Origin of the sequence: Moritella sp. 5 (assembly GCF_018219455.1) — a bacterium.
Lineage (GTDB): Bacteria > Pseudomonadota > Gammaproteobacteria > Enterobacterales > Moritellaceae > Moritella.
In genome coordinates this window covers 3,497,239-3,516,578 of the sequence record NZ_CP056122.1, presented here as the reverse complement: position 1 = coordinate 3,516,578, position 19,340 = coordinate 3,497,239, and the positions used below count along the sequence as shown (strand labels likewise).

The 19,340-nt window shown below is 39.3% G+C and carries 18 protein-coding genes and 1 tRNA gene; 14 read left to right on the top strand and 5 right to left on the bottom strand.

Going from position 1 to position 19,340, the window contains the following annotated elements:
• Positions 1 to 85 precede the first annotated feature (85 nt).
• Both HWV01_RS15605 and HWV01_RS15600 read right to left on the bottom strand, forming a co-directional pair.
• A complete protein-coding gene (locus tag HWV01_RS15605) occupies positions 86 to 1,345 on the bottom strand; it encodes a dicarboxylate/amino acid:cation symporter (RefSeq protein WP_211672420.1) in 1,260 nt (419 codons plus the stop codon).
• A gap of 247 nt (positions 1,346 to 1,592) precedes the next feature.
• The gene (locus HWV01_RS15600; RefSeq protein ID WP_211672419.1) at positions 1,593 to 1,739 is read right to left on the bottom strand and encodes a hypothetical protein; all 147 of its coding nucleotides are present in this window, start codon (positions 1,737 to 1,739) and stop codon (positions 1,593 to 1,595) included.
• Positions 1,740 to 1,843: 104 nt separating this feature from the next.
• Here HWV01_RS15600 and HWV01_RS15595 point away from each other — a divergent pair, with 104 nt between their 5' ends.
• Complete coding sequence (locus HWV01_RS15595) at positions 1,844 to 4,063, top strand: transporter substrate-binding domain-containing protein (RefSeq protein WP_211672418.1); 2,220 nt, start codon at positions 1,844 to 1,846, stop codon at positions 4,061 to 4,063.
• Between the two features lie 135 nt (positions 4,064 to 4,198).
• The gene (menA, locus tag HWV01_RS15590) at positions 4,199 to 5,065 is read left to right on the top strand and encodes a 1,4-dihydroxy-2-naphthoate octaprenyltransferase (RefSeq protein WP_211672417.1); all 867 of its coding nucleotides are present in this window, start codon (positions 4,199 to 4,201) and stop codon (positions 5,063 to 5,065) included.
• A 96-nt stretch (positions 5,066 to 5,161) separates the two neighbouring features.
• On the opposite strand, the gene HWV01_RS15585 is transcribed toward menA, so the two are convergent.
• The 3 genes from HWV01_RS15585 to HWV01_RS15575 are packed head-to-tail and all read right to left on the bottom strand — an operon-like array spanning position 5,162 to position 6,626.
• Positions 5,162 to 5,620, bottom strand: coding sequence for an LPP20 family lipoprotein (locus tag HWV01_RS15585; protein WP_211672416.1), 459 nt, complete (start codon positions 5,618 to 5,620; stop codon positions 5,162 to 5,164).
• Positions 5,621 to 5,629: 9 nt separating this feature from the next.
• A complete protein-coding gene (locus HWV01_RS15580) occupies positions 5,630 to 6,316 on the bottom strand; it encodes a FlgO family outer membrane protein (RefSeq protein ID WP_211672415.1) in 687 nt (228 codons plus the stop codon).
• A gap of 40 nt (positions 6,317 to 6,356) precedes the next feature.
• Positions 6,357 to 6,626, bottom strand: a complete 270-nt coding sequence (locus HWV01_RS15575; RefSeq protein WP_211672414.1) for a hypothetical protein — start codon at positions 6,624 to 6,626, stop codon at positions 6,357 to 6,359.
• Between the two features lie 209 nt (positions 6,627 to 6,835).
• Between HWV01_RS15575 and HWV01_RS15570 the strand changes: the two genes are divergently transcribed.
• The 12 genes from HWV01_RS15570 to HWV01_RS15515 all read left to right on the top strand — a co-directional run bounded on the left by HWV01_RS15570 (position 6,836) and on the right by HWV01_RS15515 (position 19,176).
• Positions 6,836 to 7,999, top strand: coding sequence for a flagella assembly protein FlgT (locus tag HWV01_RS15570; RefSeq protein ID WP_211672413.1), 1,164 nt, complete (start codon positions 6,836 to 6,838; stop codon positions 7,997 to 7,999).
• Positions 8,000 to 8,243: 244 nt separating this feature from the next.
• Complete coding sequence (locus HWV01_RS15565) at positions 8,244 to 9,326, top strand: alpha/beta hydrolase fold domain-containing protein (RefSeq protein WP_211672412.1); 1,083 nt, start codon at positions 8,244 to 8,246, stop codon at positions 9,324 to 9,326.
• A 92-nt stretch (positions 9,327 to 9,418) separates the two neighbouring features.
• The gene (locus HWV01_RS15560; RefSeq protein ID WP_211672411.1) at positions 9,419 to 11,758 is read left to right on the top strand and encodes an amidohydrolase family protein; all 2,340 of its coding nucleotides are present in this window, start codon (positions 9,419 to 9,421) and stop codon (positions 11,756 to 11,758) included.
• A gap of 46 nt (positions 11,759 to 11,804) precedes the next feature.
• Positions 11,805 to 12,644, top strand: coding sequence for a YbaY family lipoprotein (locus HWV01_RS15555; RefSeq protein ID WP_211672410.1), 840 nt, complete (start codon positions 11,805 to 11,807; stop codon positions 12,642 to 12,644).
• A gap of 455 nt (positions 12,645 to 13,099) precedes the next feature.
• The gene (locus HWV01_RS15550; RefSeq protein ID WP_211672409.1) at positions 13,100 to 13,834 is read left to right on the top strand and encodes a nucleoside recognition domain-containing protein; all 735 of its coding nucleotides are present in this window, start codon (positions 13,100 to 13,102) and stop codon (positions 13,832 to 13,834) included.
• Positions 13,834 to 14,301: a YjiG family protein gene (locus HWV01_RS15545; protein ID WP_211672408.1), complete on the top strand. Its 468-nt coding sequence runs from the start codon at positions 13,834 to 13,836 to the stop codon at positions 14,299 to 14,301. Before HWV01_RS15550 ends, HWV01_RS15545 begins: the two co-directional genes overlap by 1 nt.
• A gap of 10 nt (positions 14,302 to 14,311) precedes the next feature.
• Positions 14,312 to 15,442, top strand: coding sequence for a M20 family metallopeptidase (locus HWV01_RS15540; protein ID WP_211672407.1), 1,131 nt, complete (start codon positions 14,312 to 14,314; stop codon positions 15,440 to 15,442).
• A gap of 152 nt (positions 15,443 to 15,594) precedes the next feature.
• Positions 15,595 to 17,382, top strand: coding sequence for a fumarate reductase (quinol) flavoprotein subunit (gene frdA, locus HWV01_RS15535; protein ID WP_211672406.1), 1,788 nt, complete (start codon positions 15,595 to 15,597; stop codon positions 17,380 to 17,382).
• Positions 17,382 to 18,137: a succinate dehydrogenase/fumarate reductase iron-sulfur subunit gene (locus HWV01_RS15530; protein ID WP_211672405.1), complete on the top strand. Its 756-nt coding sequence runs from the start codon at positions 17,382 to 17,384 to the stop codon at positions 18,135 to 18,137. Before frdA ends, HWV01_RS15530 begins: the two co-directional genes overlap by 1 nt.
• Before the next feature lie 24 nt (positions 18,138 to 18,161).
• Positions 18,162 to 18,551, top strand: coding sequence for a fumarate reductase subunit C (locus HWV01_RS15525; RefSeq protein ID WP_211672404.1), 390 nt, complete (start codon positions 18,162 to 18,164; stop codon positions 18,549 to 18,551).
• A 10-nt stretch (positions 18,552 to 18,561) separates the two neighbouring features.
• Positions 18,562 to 18,939 (top strand): fumarate reductase subunit FrdD, encoded by a 378-nt coding sequence (frdD, locus tag HWV01_RS15520; protein WP_211672403.1) that lies wholly within the window; start codon positions 18,562 to 18,564, stop codon positions 18,937 to 18,939.
• A 146-nt stretch (positions 18,940 to 19,085) separates the two neighbouring features.
• Positions 19,086 to 19,176: transfer RNA gene (locus HWV01_RS15515), tRNA-Ser, on the top strand.
• Positions 19,177 to 19,340: the final 164 nt, after the last annotated feature.

Sequence of the window (19,340 nt, the reverse complement as noted above, 5' to 3'; positions counted from 1 at the left end):
GATATTGTCCAATAATAGGATACTTATCAGTGGCTTTTTTGTTTGTACGGTTTAGGTATAACTGTACAGCTATATCACGTTATCACTATTTTGCGTAATAAATCGTGGTATCTAACTCTTTTTCTGATTTAGCAATGATCACTGATGCGGCAATATCACCAGAAATATTCACGGTAGTACGCGCCATATCCAGAATACGGTCGATACCGGCAATCAGTGCAACACCTTCAACAGGTAGACCGACAGTAGTAAGTACTAACGTTAGCATGATAAGACCCGCACCTGGCACACCCGCAGTACCAATCGATGCTAATGTCGCAGTTAAGATAATTGTGATGTATTCAGGCATGCCTAAATCAATACCAAATGCTTGTGCAACAAATAATGTCGTTACACCTTGATAAAGTGCCGTGCCATCCATGTTGATTGTGGTCCCTAGTGGTAATACAAAGCTTGATACGCCTTTTGATACACCGAGCTTCTCACGTGCACATTTCATTGATACTGGTAACGTACCTGCACTTGATGTAGTGGTGAAAGCAACAATTTGCGCATCAACAATACCGCGAAAATATTGTACTGGACTTAGTTTTGCAATAAATACAATCAGTGCGCTATAGACACCTAGCACATGCAAGATGCTACCAAGGTAAACCGCACCAATGACTTTCATTAGTGGTAATAATAGCGCTAAACCAAATTTACCTGCTACCCATGCCATTAACGCAAATACACCGTAGGGTGCTAGTTTCATTACTAGATCTGTTAGCTTGTACATTGCTTCTGCAAGGCTTTCGAAAACCGCGATCGCTGGTTTTCCTTTTTCACCAATCAGGGTCAGTGATATACCAAGTGCCACGGCAAACACGATTATTTGTAGGATATGACCTTGAGCGAGTGCACCTACTGGGTTAGTTGGTACTAATGCGACCAGTGTATCAGCTAATGACGTTGTTTCTTTTACTGTCTCAACTTGTTGAGCTACTAAGCCTAGACCTGCGCCAGGTTGTAACACATTACCCAATAATAGGCCGATGGAGATCGCAACAGCAGTAGAAAGGAGATAGAACATCACAGCTTTAAAACCAATGCGTCCCATTTTACTGGTATCTTGCATCGAAGTGATACCAACAATGATTGAGCAGAAAACCAGAGGCACAATTAGCATCTTAATGGTGTTAACAAATAATGACCCGATTGGCTTTAGAATGACAGCATCTTCACCAAAGGTAATACCCACGGTAATACCGAGGATCATACCGATAACAATTTTCTGCCAAAGGGGTAAGTTAAACCATAGTTTTTGGCTTAAAGTTGGGGTACCTACTGATTCAGTATTACTCAAAATTGACGTCCTCTACTTTTTCTATCGTAATGTGGAGCATAACCTGCTGTGAATTCATTCATTCAGCACAGTTGAGAGCGGTCAGTTTATCGGTCATGTTGTAAATGTAAAGCCATTCATGCTTTCATTTTGGTAATACTTAGTTATATGTGTTGTACCGTGCATTTTTATTGGTTTTCTTGTTGGTAAAATGAACTTTACATAACCAAAATGAGATACTGTTGACGATTCCATTGTTGCTGTGTAATTATTTCATTATCTTTTTAACATCAGTAATCAGTGATTTATAACCATCGGTAATTAACATAACTATCGTATCTTTTGAGTTTGGCTTGAGTGCTTTTTGCTTAATGTAAACAACCAAGGTAACACCAACAAAGAAAGAAATAAGCATAATTAGAAAGCCCTATATAGAGTGTGAGTTAGGTTATCGATAATAACATAATCAGATAACCACGAAATACTAGAGTGGTACTATAAACATTATAAAGGAATGTAATGTATAAATTTTTAATAACTAAGACAGCCCAAAAGATTTACTTTGTGCTGGCTACCATGCTGATTATTGGTACGTTCATCGTGTCTTTACAGCCAAATACAGTGGTAAGTTCAAATCCTACGATCAGTATCGAACCTGCTATTCAGTCTATTATAACTAACAATTATTCAGTAGTGGCAACCAACGATGTGATTCCTGATGTCGCCGTTGTACCCGTTCCACCTGTCGCCGTGTCAATTCAGAAGGTATTACGTGTGTTAACGTGGGCAGGCGGTGAAATTACTTTCCCTCGTCGCGGGCACCCACAAAATATTGAATTAGAGTATCTGCAACGATTTGCTGACGAAAATAATTTAAAGATTGAAAAAATTCGTGTTAAAAAATTTGTTGATCTTATTCCTATGCTGTTAGATGGCAAAGGCGATCTCATTGCTGCAAATCTAACAAAGACACGTTATAGGGCTAAATTGGTTAGTTTTACAGACCCTTATTTACTTACTAAAGAATATTTGGTGATGGGCAGTCAAAGTAAAAGTTTAAATTCAGCTAAAGATTTGAATGGTCGTGAAATCGTTATTCAAAAGGGGAAGAGTTACGAGTCGACTGCGTTAGGATTACAAAAAGTATATCCTAAGCTTAAAATTCGTTTAGTTGATAGCGCGATTAGCCACGAAGCCTTATACGATAAGCTAGCCAGTGGTGAGTATGATATTACCATCCAAGATCAAAACTTAATTAAGTCAGCAATTGCTTATCGCGATGACATTAAAATGAGCTTGCAGGCAAGTGCGACGCGTCATCTTGGTTGGGGTGTTGATCCAAGTAACAAGAAGTTGTTAAAACAACTAAATCAATTTTTAAAAGAACAAAATTTGGTTGCTAAGGTTAAGCGAACATCAAAAAATAGTAATAAAACCCAATGGCAGAAAATTAAAGAGTCGAGAACAGTTCGCTTTGTATTACGTAATAACCTTTCTTCTTATTATATTTGGCGTGGTGAGTTACTCGGTTTCCATTATGAGTTAGCAAAACGCTTTGCCAAAGAACATAAGCTGCGTTACGAAATTATCGTCGCACCGAACAATGTCGCTTTACTTGATTATTTACTTGAGGATAAAGCTGATATCGCATTGGGATTTTTAACCCCGACGGTACAGCGACGAGATAAGGGTATCGCTTTCTCTCGCCCATATCATTACGCTTCTGAGTTAGTGGTCGCCCATAAAGATCACCCTGAAATTAGTTCTACCGTCGAACTCGCTAATAGTAATATTTATATTAGACCATCGAGCTCGTATTGGGAGAGTGCTGTGGAATTGAAAAAAACGGTTAAAAATATTAATTTGATTGGCGTACCAGAAAATCAGGAAACAGAATTAATCATTGAAAAAGTGGGAGATAAAGAATACGAAATGACGATCGCAGATAGTCATATTGTTGATATTGAAATGACATTTCGTGATGATATTCAGTCGTTAATGGCATTAGGTGCACCTAAATCCCAAAGTTGGGCGGTTGCATCGGGAAATAATAAGCTATTAGAAAAATCGAATGCCTTTATTAAGAAGCATTACAAGGGGCTATTTTATAACGTTATTTACAATAAATACTTTAAGAATCAAAAACGTTTAGATACCCATTATAAAGATTACGTTCGTCAAAATAATTCTGGCGTATTATCACCTTATGATGACATTGTGAAAGAATACGCGAGCCAATATGATTTTGATTGGCGTTTGTTAGTATCACAAATGCATCAAGAAAGTCGTTTTAATCCTAACGCTAAATCAATGGCGGGCGCGAAAGGTTTGTTCCAGTTGATGCCGCGTACAGCTAAAGAATTAGGGATCCGTAATGTGCATGTTCCTAAGCAGGGTATTAAAGCGGGTGTTTTGTATATGAATTGGGTGCGTGAACGTATGCGTAAAGATGAGGTTAAAGAAAATCAGTTAATCTGGTTCACGTTAGCGTCATATAATGCCGGGGCTGGGCATGTTCGAGATGCAATGCGTTTAGCTAAACAAAAAGGGTGGCGTGATGATGTCTGGTTTGGCCATGTAGAAAAGGCTATGTTATTGTTGTCTCAATCTAAATATGCAGCTAAAGCACGTTATGGGTATGTGCGTGGACAAGAGCCTGTGCATTACATTCGTGAGATTAAGCGACGTTTTGAAACATATGATAATATTTTGAGAAAAGAGCGGCTTACGAGTCATTAATCGTCGGTTATTACACTAAATATTGCGTAAGGTCATTCCATTTGGGATGACCTTTTTTATCCCCCTAATAAAAGTGGACATCACTAAAGGGGTATTTTATGCTAGTTTCATTCCTTTTTTACGTCGTTAAATACTATGAATTCATTATCCTCTTGGTTTCTTGTTACACGTCCAAAAACGTTACTGGTCGCACTGGCGGTTATTTTACTTGGGCAAACGCTAGCTTGGGTCGACTCCCCACATAATTTCAGTTTTTATATCGCCATTCTTTGCTTGATCTGCTGCATGACATTGCAAATTGCGGTTAACCTTTCTAATGACTATTTTGATGGCAAAAATGGTGTCGACGGTGATGATAGGCTAGGCCCTGATCGTGCGTTGCAAAAAGGACTCATATCGGCGGAGAATTTACTCGTTGGTATCATTACTATGTGTATTCTGGCTATTGTCAGTGGTTGCTATCTTATCTATGTGGGTGGCTGGGTTTATGTTTTGTTAGGGTTGCTATCATTAGTTGGCGTGTATATTTATAGCGGTGGCCCTAGACCACTGGCTTCGCATGGACTTGGTGAAGTGGCTGTTTTTCTTTATTTTGGTTGGCTAGCCGTTGTCGGAAGTTATTATCTGCAGGCTCAAGTGCTGACTATCGATGTCTTCATTCCGGCTAGTCAGATAGGCTTTCTCGTTGTCGCAATCATGCTGGTGAATAACATTCGTGATATTACTTCCGATCGTCGCGCGAAAAAATTTACCTTAGCAACCCGTTTGGGCGTGAAAGCAAGTAAGCACCTTTATTGTATAACCATGCTATTACCTTCGTTATTAATGATTGTGGACAGTTACCCTGTATTCATTATGATTTTAGTATTGCCAGTGCAACTCGCATTGTGTATCGCGATTTATCAACGTAATGGCAAACAATTAAATTTACAGCTAGCGCAAACCTCGATGACGGTATTATTGTGGGGGGGATTGTATTCGGCGGGTTTGGTCGTTGGTTAATGCAGAATAGATGGGTTATTAATTGAGTGAAAAAAAGACCGAGTTGAGATGTAACTCGGTCTTTCTATTTTAGGTTATCTTCAAATATGTATGTACTTAATAGCGTGTTTTTTGCACGCGAGTTGGCATTGACGATGTATTCTTATATAACTCAAAAACGCGCTTAAAATCGAGTTCTAGTTCTGTTGCGTATACATCTTCATTAATTGGGTAAGTTTGCACCACTCGTGCACCACGGATGATACCAGATACTGATGCCTCTATTTTCTCGCCTTGCAGCGTTCGCGATCTATAGTTGGTATCACTATAAATTTCTTGGCCACTGACTTGCTCTGCTAACTCTCGATAAGCATCTAATTTAGATGCACGCATTGCATTAAGCATGCGTTCACTTTCACTATTGCCTGGCTGAGAACTCAACGCAGCATAGCCAACTGCTTTGAGTACAGGGAAGGACTTTGGTTCTTTGATATCATAAACTGTATCTTTTTCTAATAGTGAACAACCGGTTAAACTAACCAGAGTTGCAAGCATAAGCAAACGCAGATATTTCATTGATAAACCTTAATTAGTAATACGAACAGAAGGCGCTGAACCAGTACGATAAATATAACGACCACGGCCTTCGAGTGGCCCCATACTATTTGAACCACCAATTACCAAATGGTTAGGGATAATGCCTTGCGCTGTTGACTCAACAAAACCTGATTCCATATTAATGACCCGCATATTAACGATCACACCTTCACTGTTACGTGACATCGTGCCAGTTAGGATGCGTGATACAGGTAATTGACCGCGTAATTTTTTCCAATCACGGGTGAATACAAAATCACCCTGACCAGTCACACTGATAGTACCTGTGGTTTTATAGTCAATCACTGGAATACGGCGAATGGTTAATTCGTGAATAAAGGATTCTGATAGCGATTGTCCGAGCCAATTTGTTGTCGACAGATCGTCAAGGTTGACGAAAGAAGTGACGGCAATCGGTTCATTATTGGGAATAATAGACAAATCATTGACGATCAATTGATCCGCTAAACCACGGATGATAAAACTTAACTCTTGGGTGTAGTTTATCGGCTGGTTTGGTAACAAACTTCTTGGATATTTTGGCTCATAAGAATTACCTCCCCAAGTTGAATGAGGCGGTGTTTCTTTATCCTCGTCAGGGGTACTCGGTGGCTGTTTTAATGCACAACCGTTGAGTAAGGTAATTAGGCTGATAGCTATGACTGCCTTTTTCATATGACTTCCTTAAGTGCTTTTAATTATTGTCGTTAAACCGTTATTTTCCGCTGGTTGAGGTGTCTCGGCGGTAAGGATAGGTATAAGGACTTCTGAATATATTATTGTATTGTTCTTTAGTAAGCACACTTTGTGCCATATTGGCATTATAGCCATTTGGCTGATAAACAGGTTGAACAATAATCTGTTTAATAACGACAGGCTGTACTTTGGTATTCGCGCCCGTTAATAAAACATGTCCAGGTTCTTCTATCACGGTGCATGCTGAAGTCAACACAACCGCTAATGACGGTAGTAAAAAACGCTTCATATTTGTTCCTAAAGTTGCGCTATACGTGATTATAGATAAATATAAGCAAATTACTTGCCAACAAGGTAGGTTCGGTATTTATTATTATAATTATAATAGCGTTTTATCTATTAAATTAACCTCGATAATGTTTTATTTTTATAAAAATTTGATCTGGTACAAATTTTGCTTTTAAAATAGACATATTCAGAATTCATATGCGATTAAAAATGAAAAACGTTCTCCTACTATTATTGGTTTGTTGTTCTTTCACTCTACATGCTGAATGGTATGAGGTTGAGGGTGAGGCTATTATTATTGATGGTGATGTTGATATTGCTCGCGAGTTAGCAGTACGTAATGCATTGAAACAAGCACTGTTATATGCTGGCGCATCGGTTTCAAGCTTACAAAGCTTTAATGGTGGGAAAATATTATCTGATCGATTTCAGGTCCGTATGGATGGCGAAGTGAGAGATATTCGCTTAAAAAGTGAGTCGGTAAAGCTGGATAAAATCAGCGTTCAAATTGTCACTGATATTGTTGCAGACCGTAATAAATGCTTGAGTGCAGGGTATCAAAAATCTGTGTCTTTATTGCGTTTTGGTATTAGGCATCGTGAACAAGCCAGTTATGGTGGTATCTATAACATAAACGAATCTTTCAGTCGTTTGTTGTACCAAAGTTTACGTAAAAATAGTCAAACATTTGATGCGCGTGAATTTATTAATCAAAACATTGGTTTTAGCGGCAGCTCTTTGCCGCTGCGAGGTAATTTAACAGCACAAGAAATTAAGCAAATTAGTAAGTCAGCAGATAGCCAATATATTATTTTGGGCTCGATTACCGACTTATCGACATTTAAACCCGTTGTGAATGGTATCGCGAAGATATTTGCCGGTGATTTACCAGATCGTAATTTCCGGCTAAATATACAAGTTTTTGATGGTTTTAATGGCAATTTATTGTTTGATCGTAACTACAGTAAAGTGACAAAGTGGGAGTTTGCTAAGCACCGTATTGTGGATACGAATACGTTAAAATTTTGGCGCTCTGAGTTTGGTGCATCTTTACAACTAATTATTGACGATGTATTGTTTGATTTAGATGCAAGTTTGCAATGTAAATTGGTGGAAGCGCGTGTTATTGCTGTTGATGGTAATGAAGTGAACATTAATATCGGTCGTAATAATGGCTTAAAATTAGGCGATCAATTTATGATAAAACACACAGGTAGTTATGTTGATCAGTTTGGTATCAGCCGTAAAAAAGAAACCAATAGTAGTAGCCAGGTTGAAGTAACCAAACTGTATGATCAGCAAGCAAGTTTGATGACGGTTGATAGACAACCGACTGCCAATGTACAAATAGATGATTTGGTGATTTTAAACTAGTTAATTTAGTGGTTGTGACTGTTTGTCTACAACCACTTTAGGTAAATGCTATTGGCTTGCTTGACTGTAGCTGATCGTAGGGTTTGTGATATAGCGCTATATTAACGTTAATATTTTTAGGCTAATCTTGTGTTATTGTTATATTTCTTACACGGCCTGATTACTTTTTTAAATAAAACTGCTATTGCTTTTATTCCAGTTTATTGCTTGATTAGTGGTTGTTCAAACACGGGATACTATCATTATGTGGTTTTTGATTATTGCTATTACTATTTTAGTTCTTTTTCTTTTTATTCGTAATTTGTATGGCGAAGATCTTCGTCAATACGATAGTGCGGATTTAAATGCGACGTTTTATCGTCCGACACCTTCGTATAAATACCCTCAAGCGCTAGAGCTGCTCGCAAGTATTCAAGAGCCAATCGATTTTATTAAACCGAGTAAATATCTTTATGCATTGCGAAAAAATATTGATCGTTTAGGTGATGTTGAATTGGATTGTCAGATCATCCCTGTATCGACCAGTTTTCAAGGCCATAACATTATGGGTGAGTGGATTATAAATAAAAAAAGTGATGTAAATAAGCGCTTACTTTATATTCATGGTGGTGGTTTTGCGGTGGGCAGTGCGAAGAGTCACCGGGTGGTTACAGAGCGTTTAGCACGTGAACTTGGTGTTGCAGTGTTTGCTGTGAATTATGCAATGATCCCTGATGGTAAGCGTGAGCAGGGGATCTATGATTGCCGTTATGCGTATCAATGGCTACTCGCCAATAACCCAAATAATGAACAGGCATGTCATCGTATCTATGCGGCTGGAGATTCTGCTGGGGGGAATTTAACATTATCCTTAATTGGCTGGCTAAAGCATCAAAAAATTCGTCAGGTTGATGCTGCCATTGCGATATGTCCTTGTATTGATAGTACCTTTAGTTATGACAGCTTGAGCTATAATGCTAAAACTGACTTTTTACTTAACCCATTCATGGGTAAGTTTCACCATTTTCCTCAATTTATATTACTTATCTGGGTAACCATTCTTTTCCGGATGAATCCTAGCGATCCGAGAGTATCGCCAATTTTTGGTGACTTATCTGGTTTACCGCCAATTTTGATTCATGCAAGTGATACCGAAATGATGGTGGATGACTCGCGACGTTATATGAATAAGGCGTGCTCGCAAGGTTCTGATGTGCGCTTGCAAACATGGTCTAATATGTTGCATGTGTGGCATTTATTTGATTTAGAAGAGGCCGATGAAGCGTACGCTGAAATCCGTCAATTTGTGCAACAATGTGATGATGAGTTGGAAATGATTGCAAGTTAGCTATCCGGTTAGCGCAACGTGATGTTATGGTTTTATAGCGCCTGTTATGCTATTTTATTTATAATTTCACTGACTTATAAAGGAGTGGCTGAATGTCAACTCAAGGCTTAGCTAGCCCTATCCAATTGTTTTCTGTTTCGGTGCAGTGGTTTATACAAATTATATTATTGTGCAGCCTATTGTTCAGTATGCACGTTAATGCCACTGTGGCGGTCGAGGGAGCTGCGATCACTGTATCGGATGAAATGATAGCCACTCAATTAGCAGACAAACAATCACAGCCCGTAGGTATAGTAAATGCTACTGACAACGCCGCGTTGAAAGCACCTGTTTCTAGTGATTTATCAATACAGAGTCCCACTACTTTATTTGTAAAGACATTACCTATCATTGCTGACTCCATTTATTTTGGTGGTGATATTTTGACGATGGAAGGGTTTGAGCCGACTTATACTGAATCAGTTGCAACGAAAGATAAAAAAATAATTTTTGTTGGTTCTAAAATAGAAGCAATGAAGTTCAGTGGGGATAATACCAAGCTAATTAATATTAGCGGGAAAACCATGTTACCCGGTTTTATCGATCCGCACGTACACCCTTCAATCGCGGCTGTTATTTTGCCTAATGAGATTATTGCTCCTTATGATTGGGTGTTACCTAACGCAGTTAAAAAAGGGGTATCTGGTCATTTCGCTTACCTTGAGCGTTTAAAGCAATCAATTGATGATAATGCCGAGAAAGATCGCGTCTTTTTTGTGTGGGGGTATCATCAACTTTGGCACGGTGAATTAACACGTGAGATATTAAATGAACTGTCACCAGACAAACCTGTTGCTATTATTCACCGCTCCTTCCACGAAATATTCTTGAACGATGCCGCCATTAAAACATTTGGTCTTAAACAGAGTGACTTTGCTGAAAATTCGCAAGTTGATTGGGAAAAAGGCCATTTTTATGAAGGTGGTTGGTTAGCATTATTGCCTAAGATTACTGCTGATTTAATTAATCCTGAAAGTTATAAATTAGGGTTAAATATTATGTCTCAATTAGTGCTTAAAAATGGCATTACAACGATAGCTGAACCGGGTTTCCCTAGCTCTAATTTTGACTTGGAATATGAATTACTAAAATCAGAAATGGATCAAAAACCACCTTATGATGTCTTTCTCATCCCGAGTGGTACGTATTTATATAATGCAAATGGGCAGAGTAATCAGAAAGCATTAGATTTCATCGAAACTTTAGAAGATGAATATAATACCGAGAATATTAAATTTTTACCTAAGCAAATTAAACTGTTTGCGGATGGTGCTATTTACTCTCAGTTGATGCAAATGCAAGATGGTTATTTAGATGGTCATGAAGGTGAGTGGATGACGCCATTGGATTTATTCCAGCAACAACTCAGTTTTTATTGGAAAAATGGCTATCAGATCCATGTGCATGCTAATGGTGATTTAGGTATTCAGAAAGTATTGGATTTTAATCAAGCTGATCAAGTTCAATTAGCGCGAAAGGACCATCGATTTACTTTGCACCACATGGGTTATTTCACCAAGGCGCAAGTAAAAAAGATGGCTGAATTAAGCATTGAAGCATCTGTAAATCCTTATTATCTATGGGCTCTAGCAGATAAATATTCCGAAGTCGGATTAGGTCGTGATCGTGCAGAAAATTTGGTGCCAGTTAATAGTTTGATGAAGAAGAATATTCCAGTGTCATTTCATTCTGATTTTTCTATGGCGCCTATGGAACCGTTAACACTCGCTTGGACCGCGGTTAACCGTGAAACATCGGAGCTTAATAAAGTATCGCAAAAAGAACGTATTACGGCCTATCAAGCGATGCAGGCTATTACCATTAATGCTGCCCATACACTAAGACTAGAAGACAATATTGGTTCAATCGAAGTTGGTAAAACGGCTAATTTTACCTTGCTTGAGCAAAACCCGTTAAAAGTAACGCCAATACAGATTAAAGATATTCCAGTGTGGGGCGTCGTTTTTGAAGATCAGGTAAATACAGTCGTGTCTGCGCCTAAAATGAAGCATTTAGAAACGCGTGTTATCTATTTAGAGCATCAGAGTTTACCGCCGTCTTCAACCGTTACTATTACGTTGGAAGATATCTCTAAAACCGATATAAGCAGTTCAATACTAGGCCAAAAAACGATCGAAGCCCATACGTCACCCCCTTATAATATTTCGTTACAATACGATCCCGCATTATTTGATAACAATGGTCAGTATGTTGTTAGCGCGAGAATTGAACATAATGGTAAACCACTGTACTCAGCCACTCTAGATTTACCTGAGTGGAATAAGCTGTCAGGACAGTTATTTGAATTGGTGCTTAAACCAATTTCTATTCTACAGCAACGCGATACTGTCAGTGATACTGAACAGACTCCTCAATCAATGCCTTCGCAATGAGTTGGTAAGCTGTTGATTAATATGAACCTTTAAGGTGGTTATTTACATGAGAAAAAATAGACGTCTGCTAAATCGTAAAACGCTTTTAACCTGTACCGTTATCGGCAGCTTGTTAATGGGCTTGAGTGGTTGTGCAACTACCGATCAGGGAAGTGCTAAAGTTGGGCAAGCGGTAACTACCCAGCAACATAGCATTATAGCGAATGTGTTTTACCTACAGCGTATTGCTTTACCACCGGGTGCACAAGTGAGCTTGGTATTGGAAGATATTTCGAAAATGGATGTGGCAGCAGAAATTATTGCTCAGCAAACGATCACTGCTGTCGGGTCTCCACCCTATAAAATGGATTTACGCTATAACGCTGCGAAAATAAAGCCGCAGCATCGTTATGCGTTACGGGCGCAGATCGAGCTTGATGGTCAGTTATTATTTACTAATACTGAGCAAGTTGATGCGTTTGCTAACCAGAGTGCGAAACCAACCGAAATTTTGGTTTCGCCAGTACGCGCTGGTATCAATGGTTATGGACAAGTACGTTTAACGGGGACGCACTGGCAGTTATCTATGCTAGGTACAGAGGCCGTTACTGCAGATGTGACTCTACACACACCCTATATTACATTCAGTCAAGATGATAATAAAGTGATGGGGTTTGCGGGCTGCAACCGTTTTAGTGGTAATTATGACAGACAGGCGAATAACGTTAATCTGACGCAATTATTAACAACTAAAAAACTATGTTTTCAACAAATGAATTTAGAAGCGCAATTTTTAACGGCTTTATCAGAAACTGATAATTATAACGTAATTGATAATACTTTAACGTTATACAGTGCTGTTGGTGATGTTTTAGGGCAGTTTATTGTGCAAGGAATTAAAAAATAATGTAGATTACGGCAACTTGCTTGGTCGGTAGCAGTACTGTAAGTTATGATTTTGAAAGCATTTAAGTTGAAATAGCAGCTTTAGTGCTTTCTGATTGCTCATTTTTCCATCCACTATATTCTTCTTAAAATTTCGACATGTTATGTGTCATACCAACCACAATATAGAGTTTAGTTACTATTTTCTTAGATAAATTATACTTAAAGTGATTTATCGTTATTAAATCAGCAAACAATTACTAATAATTTTGATTTTAAAGTGTTAATTAGTAGATGAACCCAGAAGTTAAGCAATATCACAAAATATTAATCTAAATTATAGCCTGGCTACTTTTAGATATTCTTATTGATTCACATCAAATGTTTTAATCAAAACTCATTCAAAATACCTCTTAGTGGTTACGTGGTGACCCGGTTGGCTTTGGCCTTCATCTGAAAACTATAATAGAGGTATTTATGATTAAATCTTCTGAAAATGCTCCTAAGGTCAGAATTAGTGGATACATAGCACTTGTTTTTGCAATGGTCTTTTTTTCTGGTCTGATGAAATCGAGTGAATGGTATGGCGTATTTGATTTCACAACACTTAATGGATCTTTTGGTAAAGTTGCTTATTCAGTATCTGACACTGTAGATGGTGTTCAAGCCGCCACTACCTCACTGCGAGGTAAAGGTGGTAGTGGTGCGCGTGACGGTTTTATTTTCGCATTGACTTTAATTCCTACTGTGATGTTTGCGTTAGGTATGATTAATGTGCTTGAACATTACGGTGCACTTAGTGCTGCTCGTAAATTATTAACTCCGTTATTACGTCCATTAATGGGGATTCCTGGTAATTCTGGACTCGCACTTATCGCCTCTCTTCAAAGTACCGATGCAGGTGCGGCCATGACACGTCAGTTGAAAGATGAAAAGCATTTAACTAAACGTGAAATCGATATTTTTACTATGTTCCAGTTCACAGCTGGTGCTGCCATTGTTAATTTTTTCTCTTCAGGCGCAGTGCTATTTACTTTAACAAATCCAGACGGTTCTATTGCCGTACCTTCTTCTATCGGTCTTGCTGTTATCGTGATATTTGCTTTCAAATTTGTCGGAGCAAACCTATTCCGCATTTATTTAAATATTACGGAAGGTAAGAAAGGTAGCGCTAAAGACAGCGATAAAAAAATGATTGAGGGGGCTGCATAATGAGTAACGCAACAGCAAAAAAACCTATGATCACCGATATCTTTGTTGAAGGTGCTAAAAAAGGCTGGGTTATTGCAACAACTTCAACGGTACCAAATGTACTGATGGCATTCGTGATTATTAAAGCATTACAAATCACCGGTGCACTTGACCTAATGGGGACTGTATTCTCTCCAATAATGGCTCTTGTTGGCCTACCTGGTGAAGCGGCTGCGGTATTAATTGGTGCATGGATGTCAATGGGTGGTGCGGTTGGTGTCGTCATAACCTTATTTGACCAAGGCATTTTGAACGGTGCACATATTTCAATTCTTGCACCTGCTATTTATCTCATGGGCTCTCAAGTGCAATATATGGGGCGAATCATGGGTCCAATTGGCACAGAAGGTCGTTATATTCCTGTCATGATCGCAATTTCAGTACTGAACGCATTTGGTGCGATGTTTGTCATGAACTTTATTTTATAAGAGGTCTGAAATGAAATTTTCTTTAACTGATTATCTAGAAGAACTTCGTCCGCTGATTAATGTTGATTGTGGAACTTACACCACAGACGGTATTGAATTTATTGCCAATAAAATGGCAGTTAAATACGAAGAAATGAATGGTTGGACGATTAAACGCATTGACTGTGGTAAAGCGGGCGTAGGTTTAGAGATTCGTAATAAACCTGAAGTTGAACACATTGATGTAATGCTTGCTGGTCACATGGACACGGTCTTCCCTGTAGGTACTGCTGCAGAACGTCCAATGTCTACAGATGCTGAAAAAGCGTATGGTCCTGGTGTATCTGATATGAAATCAGGTTTGTTGAATGTGGTCTACGCGTTACGCAATATTGAGCAGTCAGTGCTAGATACCTTGTCGATTTGTATTTGTATGAATCCAGATGAAGAGACTGGTTCATTATATTCAGTTGATTGGATCCAAGAAACTGCGAAGAAAGCAAAGAATGTATTAGTTGCAGAAGCGGCTCGTGCAGACGGTGGTCTAGTAAAAGCACGTAAAGGCATGGCGCGTTACAAAATGACGTTTAGCGGTAAAGCGGCTCATGCTGGCAATGAACCTGAAAATGGCCGTAGTGCGATCACTGAGATGGCGAATTGGATCTTAGCAACTAATGCAATGACGAACTTTGAGTCGGGCACGACGTTAAATGTCGGTGTTGTGTCAGGAGGCGCAGGTGCAAATATTGTCCCTGATTCAGCAACTGCGATTGTTGATGTTCGTTTTTGGGATAACGCAGAGTACGACCAAGTTGATACGACATTAAATGGCATGATTCAAACCCCGTTTGTTGATGGTGTATCAATCGCGTTAGAACGTGAAGCTTATAAGCCTTCAATGGTTCCGACAGAAAAAACAAAAGTCCTTATGGCGCTGGTTGATCAATCGGCTCAAGAATTAGCCATCAGCATTAACTGGAAAGAAGTCGGTGGTGGCTCTGATGCAAATAATACCGCCATTCTTGATGTTCCTACGCTAGATGGCTTAGGACCTATTGGTGCTGGATTCCACAGTGCCAGTGAATATTTACTGCTTGAGTCTATTGAACCCCGTATTCAGCTATTGATGCGCGTGTTAACCAAATTGGCTGAAGAGAAATAACGAATAATAAAAATAATATAAAAAGAATAATAACGTGCGGTTTAAGCACTATTTATATTCGGTATCTGAATTCAGTATTAAGTCGATGCGTTATTTAGTCATTAGATCAACCTTGTAAAGCAAGGTTCATAACTTTTTGATGTGAGTTAAATGTGCAAAAATTAAAAATAATTCAAACAGATGTCGCCATTATTGGCGCGGGTGGTTCTGGTTTACGTGCTGCGATTGAAATTGCAGAAAATCATCCAGAACTTGATATTGCACTTATTTCCAAGGTCTATCCGATGCGCAGCCATACTGTTGCTGCCGAAGGTGGTGCTGCAGGTGTTGTACAGGGTCATGATTCTTTAGATAACCATTTTAACGATACCGTTTCTGGTGGTGATTGGTTATGCGAACAAGATGTGGTTGAGTATTTTGTTGAAAATGCTGCTAAGCAGCTGACGCAATTAGAACATTGGGGCTGTCCGTGGAGTCGTAAACCTGATGGCTCAATTAATGTTCGTGCTTTTGGAGGAATGAAAATCGAGCGAACTTGGTTTGCTGCCGATAAAAGTGGCTTCCATATCTTGCATACATTGTTTCAAACGACTGTTCAGCATCCGAAGATCACTCGATTTGACGAGCACTTTTGTTTAGATCTAATCGTTGAAGATGAAAAGATCCAAGGTGTTGTTATTCTTGATATTGCTGAAGGTGAAATCAAACTGATCCAAGCAAAATCGGTGATAATGGCTACCGGTGGTGCTGGGCGTGTGTACAGCTATAATACCAACGGTGGCATTGTTACTGGTGATGGTATGTCACTGGCTTATCGTCATGGTATTGCACTGCGCGATATGGAATTTGTACAGTATCACCCAACAGGCTTACCGGGAAGCGGCATTTTAATGACCGAAGGTTGCCGTGGTGAAGGTGGTATCTTAGTGAACAAAGATGGCTACCGATATTTGCAAGATTACGGTTTGGGACCTGAAGTACCTGTAGGCCAAACTAAGAATAAATACATGGAACTCGGCCCCCGTGACAAACTCAGTCAATGTTTCTGGCAAGAACAGCAAAAAGGCAGGGTAGTGGAAGGTGAACGTGGTGATTATATTTATTTAGACCTGCGTCATCTTGGCGAAGATAAAATTAATGAGCGTCTGCCGTTTATTCGTGAACTGGCAAAAGCGTATGTTGGCGTTGATCCAGTACACGAACCAATTCCAGTTCGCCCAACAGTACATTATACGATGGGTGGTATTGCCACTGATGCTAAAACAGCAACCTCGCTTTCAGGTCTGTATGCGATTGGTGAGTGTGCATCTGTTGGTTTACATGGCGCTAACCGTCTTGGTTCGAACTCGCTGACAGAACTTGCTGTATTTGGTCAACTTGCAGGTCAAGAAGCAGCTAATTATGCGAGTAATCATCAGCATAAAGATATTGCACCACTGAAAGCACAAGCTGAAGCGGTAATTAAACGCATGAATGACCTTCTACACAGCGATGGTTCTGAAAAACCTGCTGATATTCGTCAAGAAATGGGCGACTGCATGGAAGAGGGCGTTGGTATCTACCGTACTCAAGAGTCTATGCAAAAAACGATTGATAAATTAGCGGAACTTAAAGTGCGCTATAAAGACATCAAAATTGAAGATAAGTCTAGCGTATTTAATACCGATTTCTTATACACAATCGAACTTGGTTACTTACTCGATACAGCAGAAGCAATGGCACACAGTGCGATTTTACGTGAAGAATCTCGAGGTTCTCATCAACGTATTGATGGCTTTGAAGCGCGTGATGATGTGAAATTTTTAAAACATTCACTTGCGTACTATCAAGTAGATAAAGCACCAAAAATTGATTATAGCGACGTTAAGATCACGAAGAGTCAACCTGCAGTTCGTGCCTATGGCGCTGCTGGTGAAAAAGCCGCTCAGGAGAATAAGTAATGAGTCAGCAAACAATTAAACTCGACATTATGCGTTACCGTCCAGAGATGGATGACAAACCGTTTACACAAACATTTGAACTGCCGTATCAAGCTGACATGTCTATTTTAGAAGCCTTGCAATATATCAAGGATCATATGGACAGTACGATCAGTTTCCGCTGGTCTTGCCGTATGGCGATCTGTGGTAGTTGTGGTTTGATGGTTGATGGTGTACCAAAGCTAGGTTGTAAAGCCTTCCTACGTGATTACTACCCTAATAATGTCAAACTTGAACCATTGGCTAATTTCCCTATTGAGCGTGACTTAGTGGTGGTAATGGATGACTTTATTCAAAAACTTGAAGAGATAAAGCCTTATATCATTCCTGAAAAAACAGGTTCACAAGAGAAGAAATGTTTATCTGACGGCGCTTATAAGCAAACACCTGAACAAATGGAAAAATACAAAAAATTCTCAATGTGCATTAACTGCGGCCTTTGTTATGCAGCCTGCCCACAATACGCGTTAGACACGAACTTTACCGGCCCTGCTGCGCTTGCGCTATTAGCACGTTATAACCGTGACAGTCGTGACGCTGGTTCCGCAGAGCGGATGAGAATTGTGAACCAAGAGGAAGGTGTTTGGGGTTGTACATTTGTTGGTTATTGCTCTGTAGTTTGTCCAAAAGGGGTTGATCCTGCTGCTGCAATTCAACTGCTAAAAGTTGAGAGCAGCAAAGACTACCTAATTGGCATGTTTAAGCCTGATCAATAAACACTGAATAGTGAGGAATTAGCAATGAGTAAACGTAAACCTTATACAAGAGAGTTACCCACTGATTGGTGGATGAAGCAACTTTTTTATACCAAATATATGCTTCGTGAAGGCAGCAGCGTATTTATTACTATTTATAGTTTGATACTTGCTTGGGGTGTATTAAGACTTAGCCAGGGTGAAGTTGCATTTAATGCTTGGTTGGAATCACTACAAAATCCAGTGGCGATTATTTTTCATTTTATCGCATTGGCGTTTGCGCTGTACCACACTGTAACATGGTTCTCATTAGCGCCTAAAGCTGTTGATTTATGGATAAAAGGCAAACGCCTTGATGACAAAATAATTGTCTCTGGGCATTATGTTGCTTTTGCGGTTGCAACGGTTTTTTGTCTATTCGTTATTATGCTGTAAGGAGCGTATTATGTCTGATACAAATAAGAAAACTTACATCCGTTCGCATGAACCTATTTTTTGGGGATTATTTGGTGCTGGTGGAATGTTAACGGGTTTTTTGACACCTGTGATGATTTTAATTATCGGCCTGCTAATTCCATTAGGGATCATAGATCAAGGTAATTTTAATTATCAAACCTTGCATGGTTTTGCGACGACTTGGTATGGCGCGGCAATTATCCTGGTGTTAATTGCACTACCACTATGGCACACCTTACACCGCATCTTTCATGCATTACATGATTTAGGCATTAAACGTGGCCGAGATTGGCAGCAAGTACTAAGCTATGGTTTTGCATTTGCGGTAAGCGTGTTTGTGTTTACCCTGCTATTACAGATGTGTTAGTTATTACAGATGTGCGAATAGCTAAATACATTATGTTTTTTATACAAAACGTTCGTTATTTATCATATTAGATTTGGTTGTGAGCTAATTCACAAAACAGTGTTTACATGTCACTGAACTTACTCTATTATTCGCTCCATTGCTGCGGAGGGGTGGCAGAGTGGCCGAATGCACTGGTCTTGAAAACCAGCAGGGGTTAATAGCTCCTCGAGAGTTCAAATCTCTCCTCCTCCGCCATCTATATAGAGAAGCCGGAACTTATTAATTTAAGTTCCGGCTTTTTGCTTTTTAAATCCTTTCTCTTCAAACCAATTCCTTACATCTTCTTACATTAAACTCGTACCCACAATGAACTACTTAATATATGTTGTTAATACATACCGCCCTTCCTAACGAATGTG

Excerpts from the sequence above, each read along its gene's own strand:
- HWV01_RS15600 (WP_211672419.1), bottom strand. The coding sequence starts at position 1,739 with ATGCTTATTTCTTTCTTTGTTGGTGTTACCTTGGTTGTTTACATTAAG.
- HWV01_RS15595 (WP_211672418.1), top strand. The coding sequence starts at position 1,844 with ATGTATAAATTTTTAATAACTAAGACAGCCCAAAAGATTTACTTTGTG.
- menA (WP_211672417.1), top strand. The coding sequence starts at position 4,199 with ATGAATTCATTATCCTCTTGGTTTCTTGTTACACGTCCAAAAACGTTA.
- HWV01_RS15585 (WP_211672416.1), bottom strand. The coding sequence starts at position 5,620 with ATGAAATATCTGCGTTTGCTTATGCTTGCAACTCTGGTTAGTTTAACC.
- HWV01_RS15580 (WP_211672415.1), bottom strand. The coding sequence starts at position 6,316 with ATGAAAAAGGCAGTCATAGCTATCAGCCTAATTACCTTACTCAACGGT.
- HWV01_RS15575 (WP_211672414.1), bottom strand. The coding sequence starts at position 6,626 with ATGAAGCGTTTTTTACTACCGTCATTAGCGGTTGTGTTGACTTCAGCA.
- HWV01_RS15570 (WP_211672413.1), top strand. The coding sequence starts at position 6,836 with ATGAAAAACGTTCTCCTACTATTATTGGTTTGTTGTTCTTTCACTCTA.
- HWV01_RS15565 (WP_211672412.1), top strand. The coding sequence starts at position 8,244 with ATGTGGTTTTTGATTATTGCTATTACTATTTTAGTTCTTTTTCTTTTT.
- HWV01_RS15560 (WP_211672411.1), top strand. The coding sequence starts at position 9,419 with ATGTCAACTCAAGGCTTAGCTAGCCCTATCCAATTGTTTTCTGTTTCG.
- HWV01_RS15555 (WP_211672410.1), top strand. The coding sequence starts at position 11,805 with ATGAGAAAAAATAGACGTCTGCTAAATCGTAAAACGCTTTTAACCTGT.
- HWV01_RS15550 (WP_211672409.1), top strand. The coding sequence starts at position 13,100 with ATGATTAAATCTTCTGAAAATGCTCCTAAGGTCAGAATTAGTGGATAC.
- HWV01_RS15545 (WP_211672408.1), top strand. The coding sequence starts at position 13,834 with ATGAGTAACGCAACAGCAAAAAAACCTATGATCACCGATATCTTTGTT.
- HWV01_RS15540 (WP_211672407.1), top strand. The coding sequence starts at position 14,312 with ATGAAATTTTCTTTAACTGATTATCTAGAAGAACTTCGTCCGCTGATT.
- HWV01_RS15530 (WP_211672405.1), top strand. The coding sequence starts at position 17,382 with ATGAGTCAGCAAACAATTAAACTCGACATTATGCGTTACCGTCCAGAG.
- HWV01_RS15525 (WP_211672404.1), top strand. The coding sequence starts at position 18,162 with ATGAGTAAACGTAAACCTTATACAAGAGAGTTACCCACTGATTGGTGG.
- frdD (WP_211672403.1), top strand. The coding sequence starts at position 18,562 with ATGTCTGATACAAATAAGAAAACTTACATCCGTTCGCATGAACCTATT.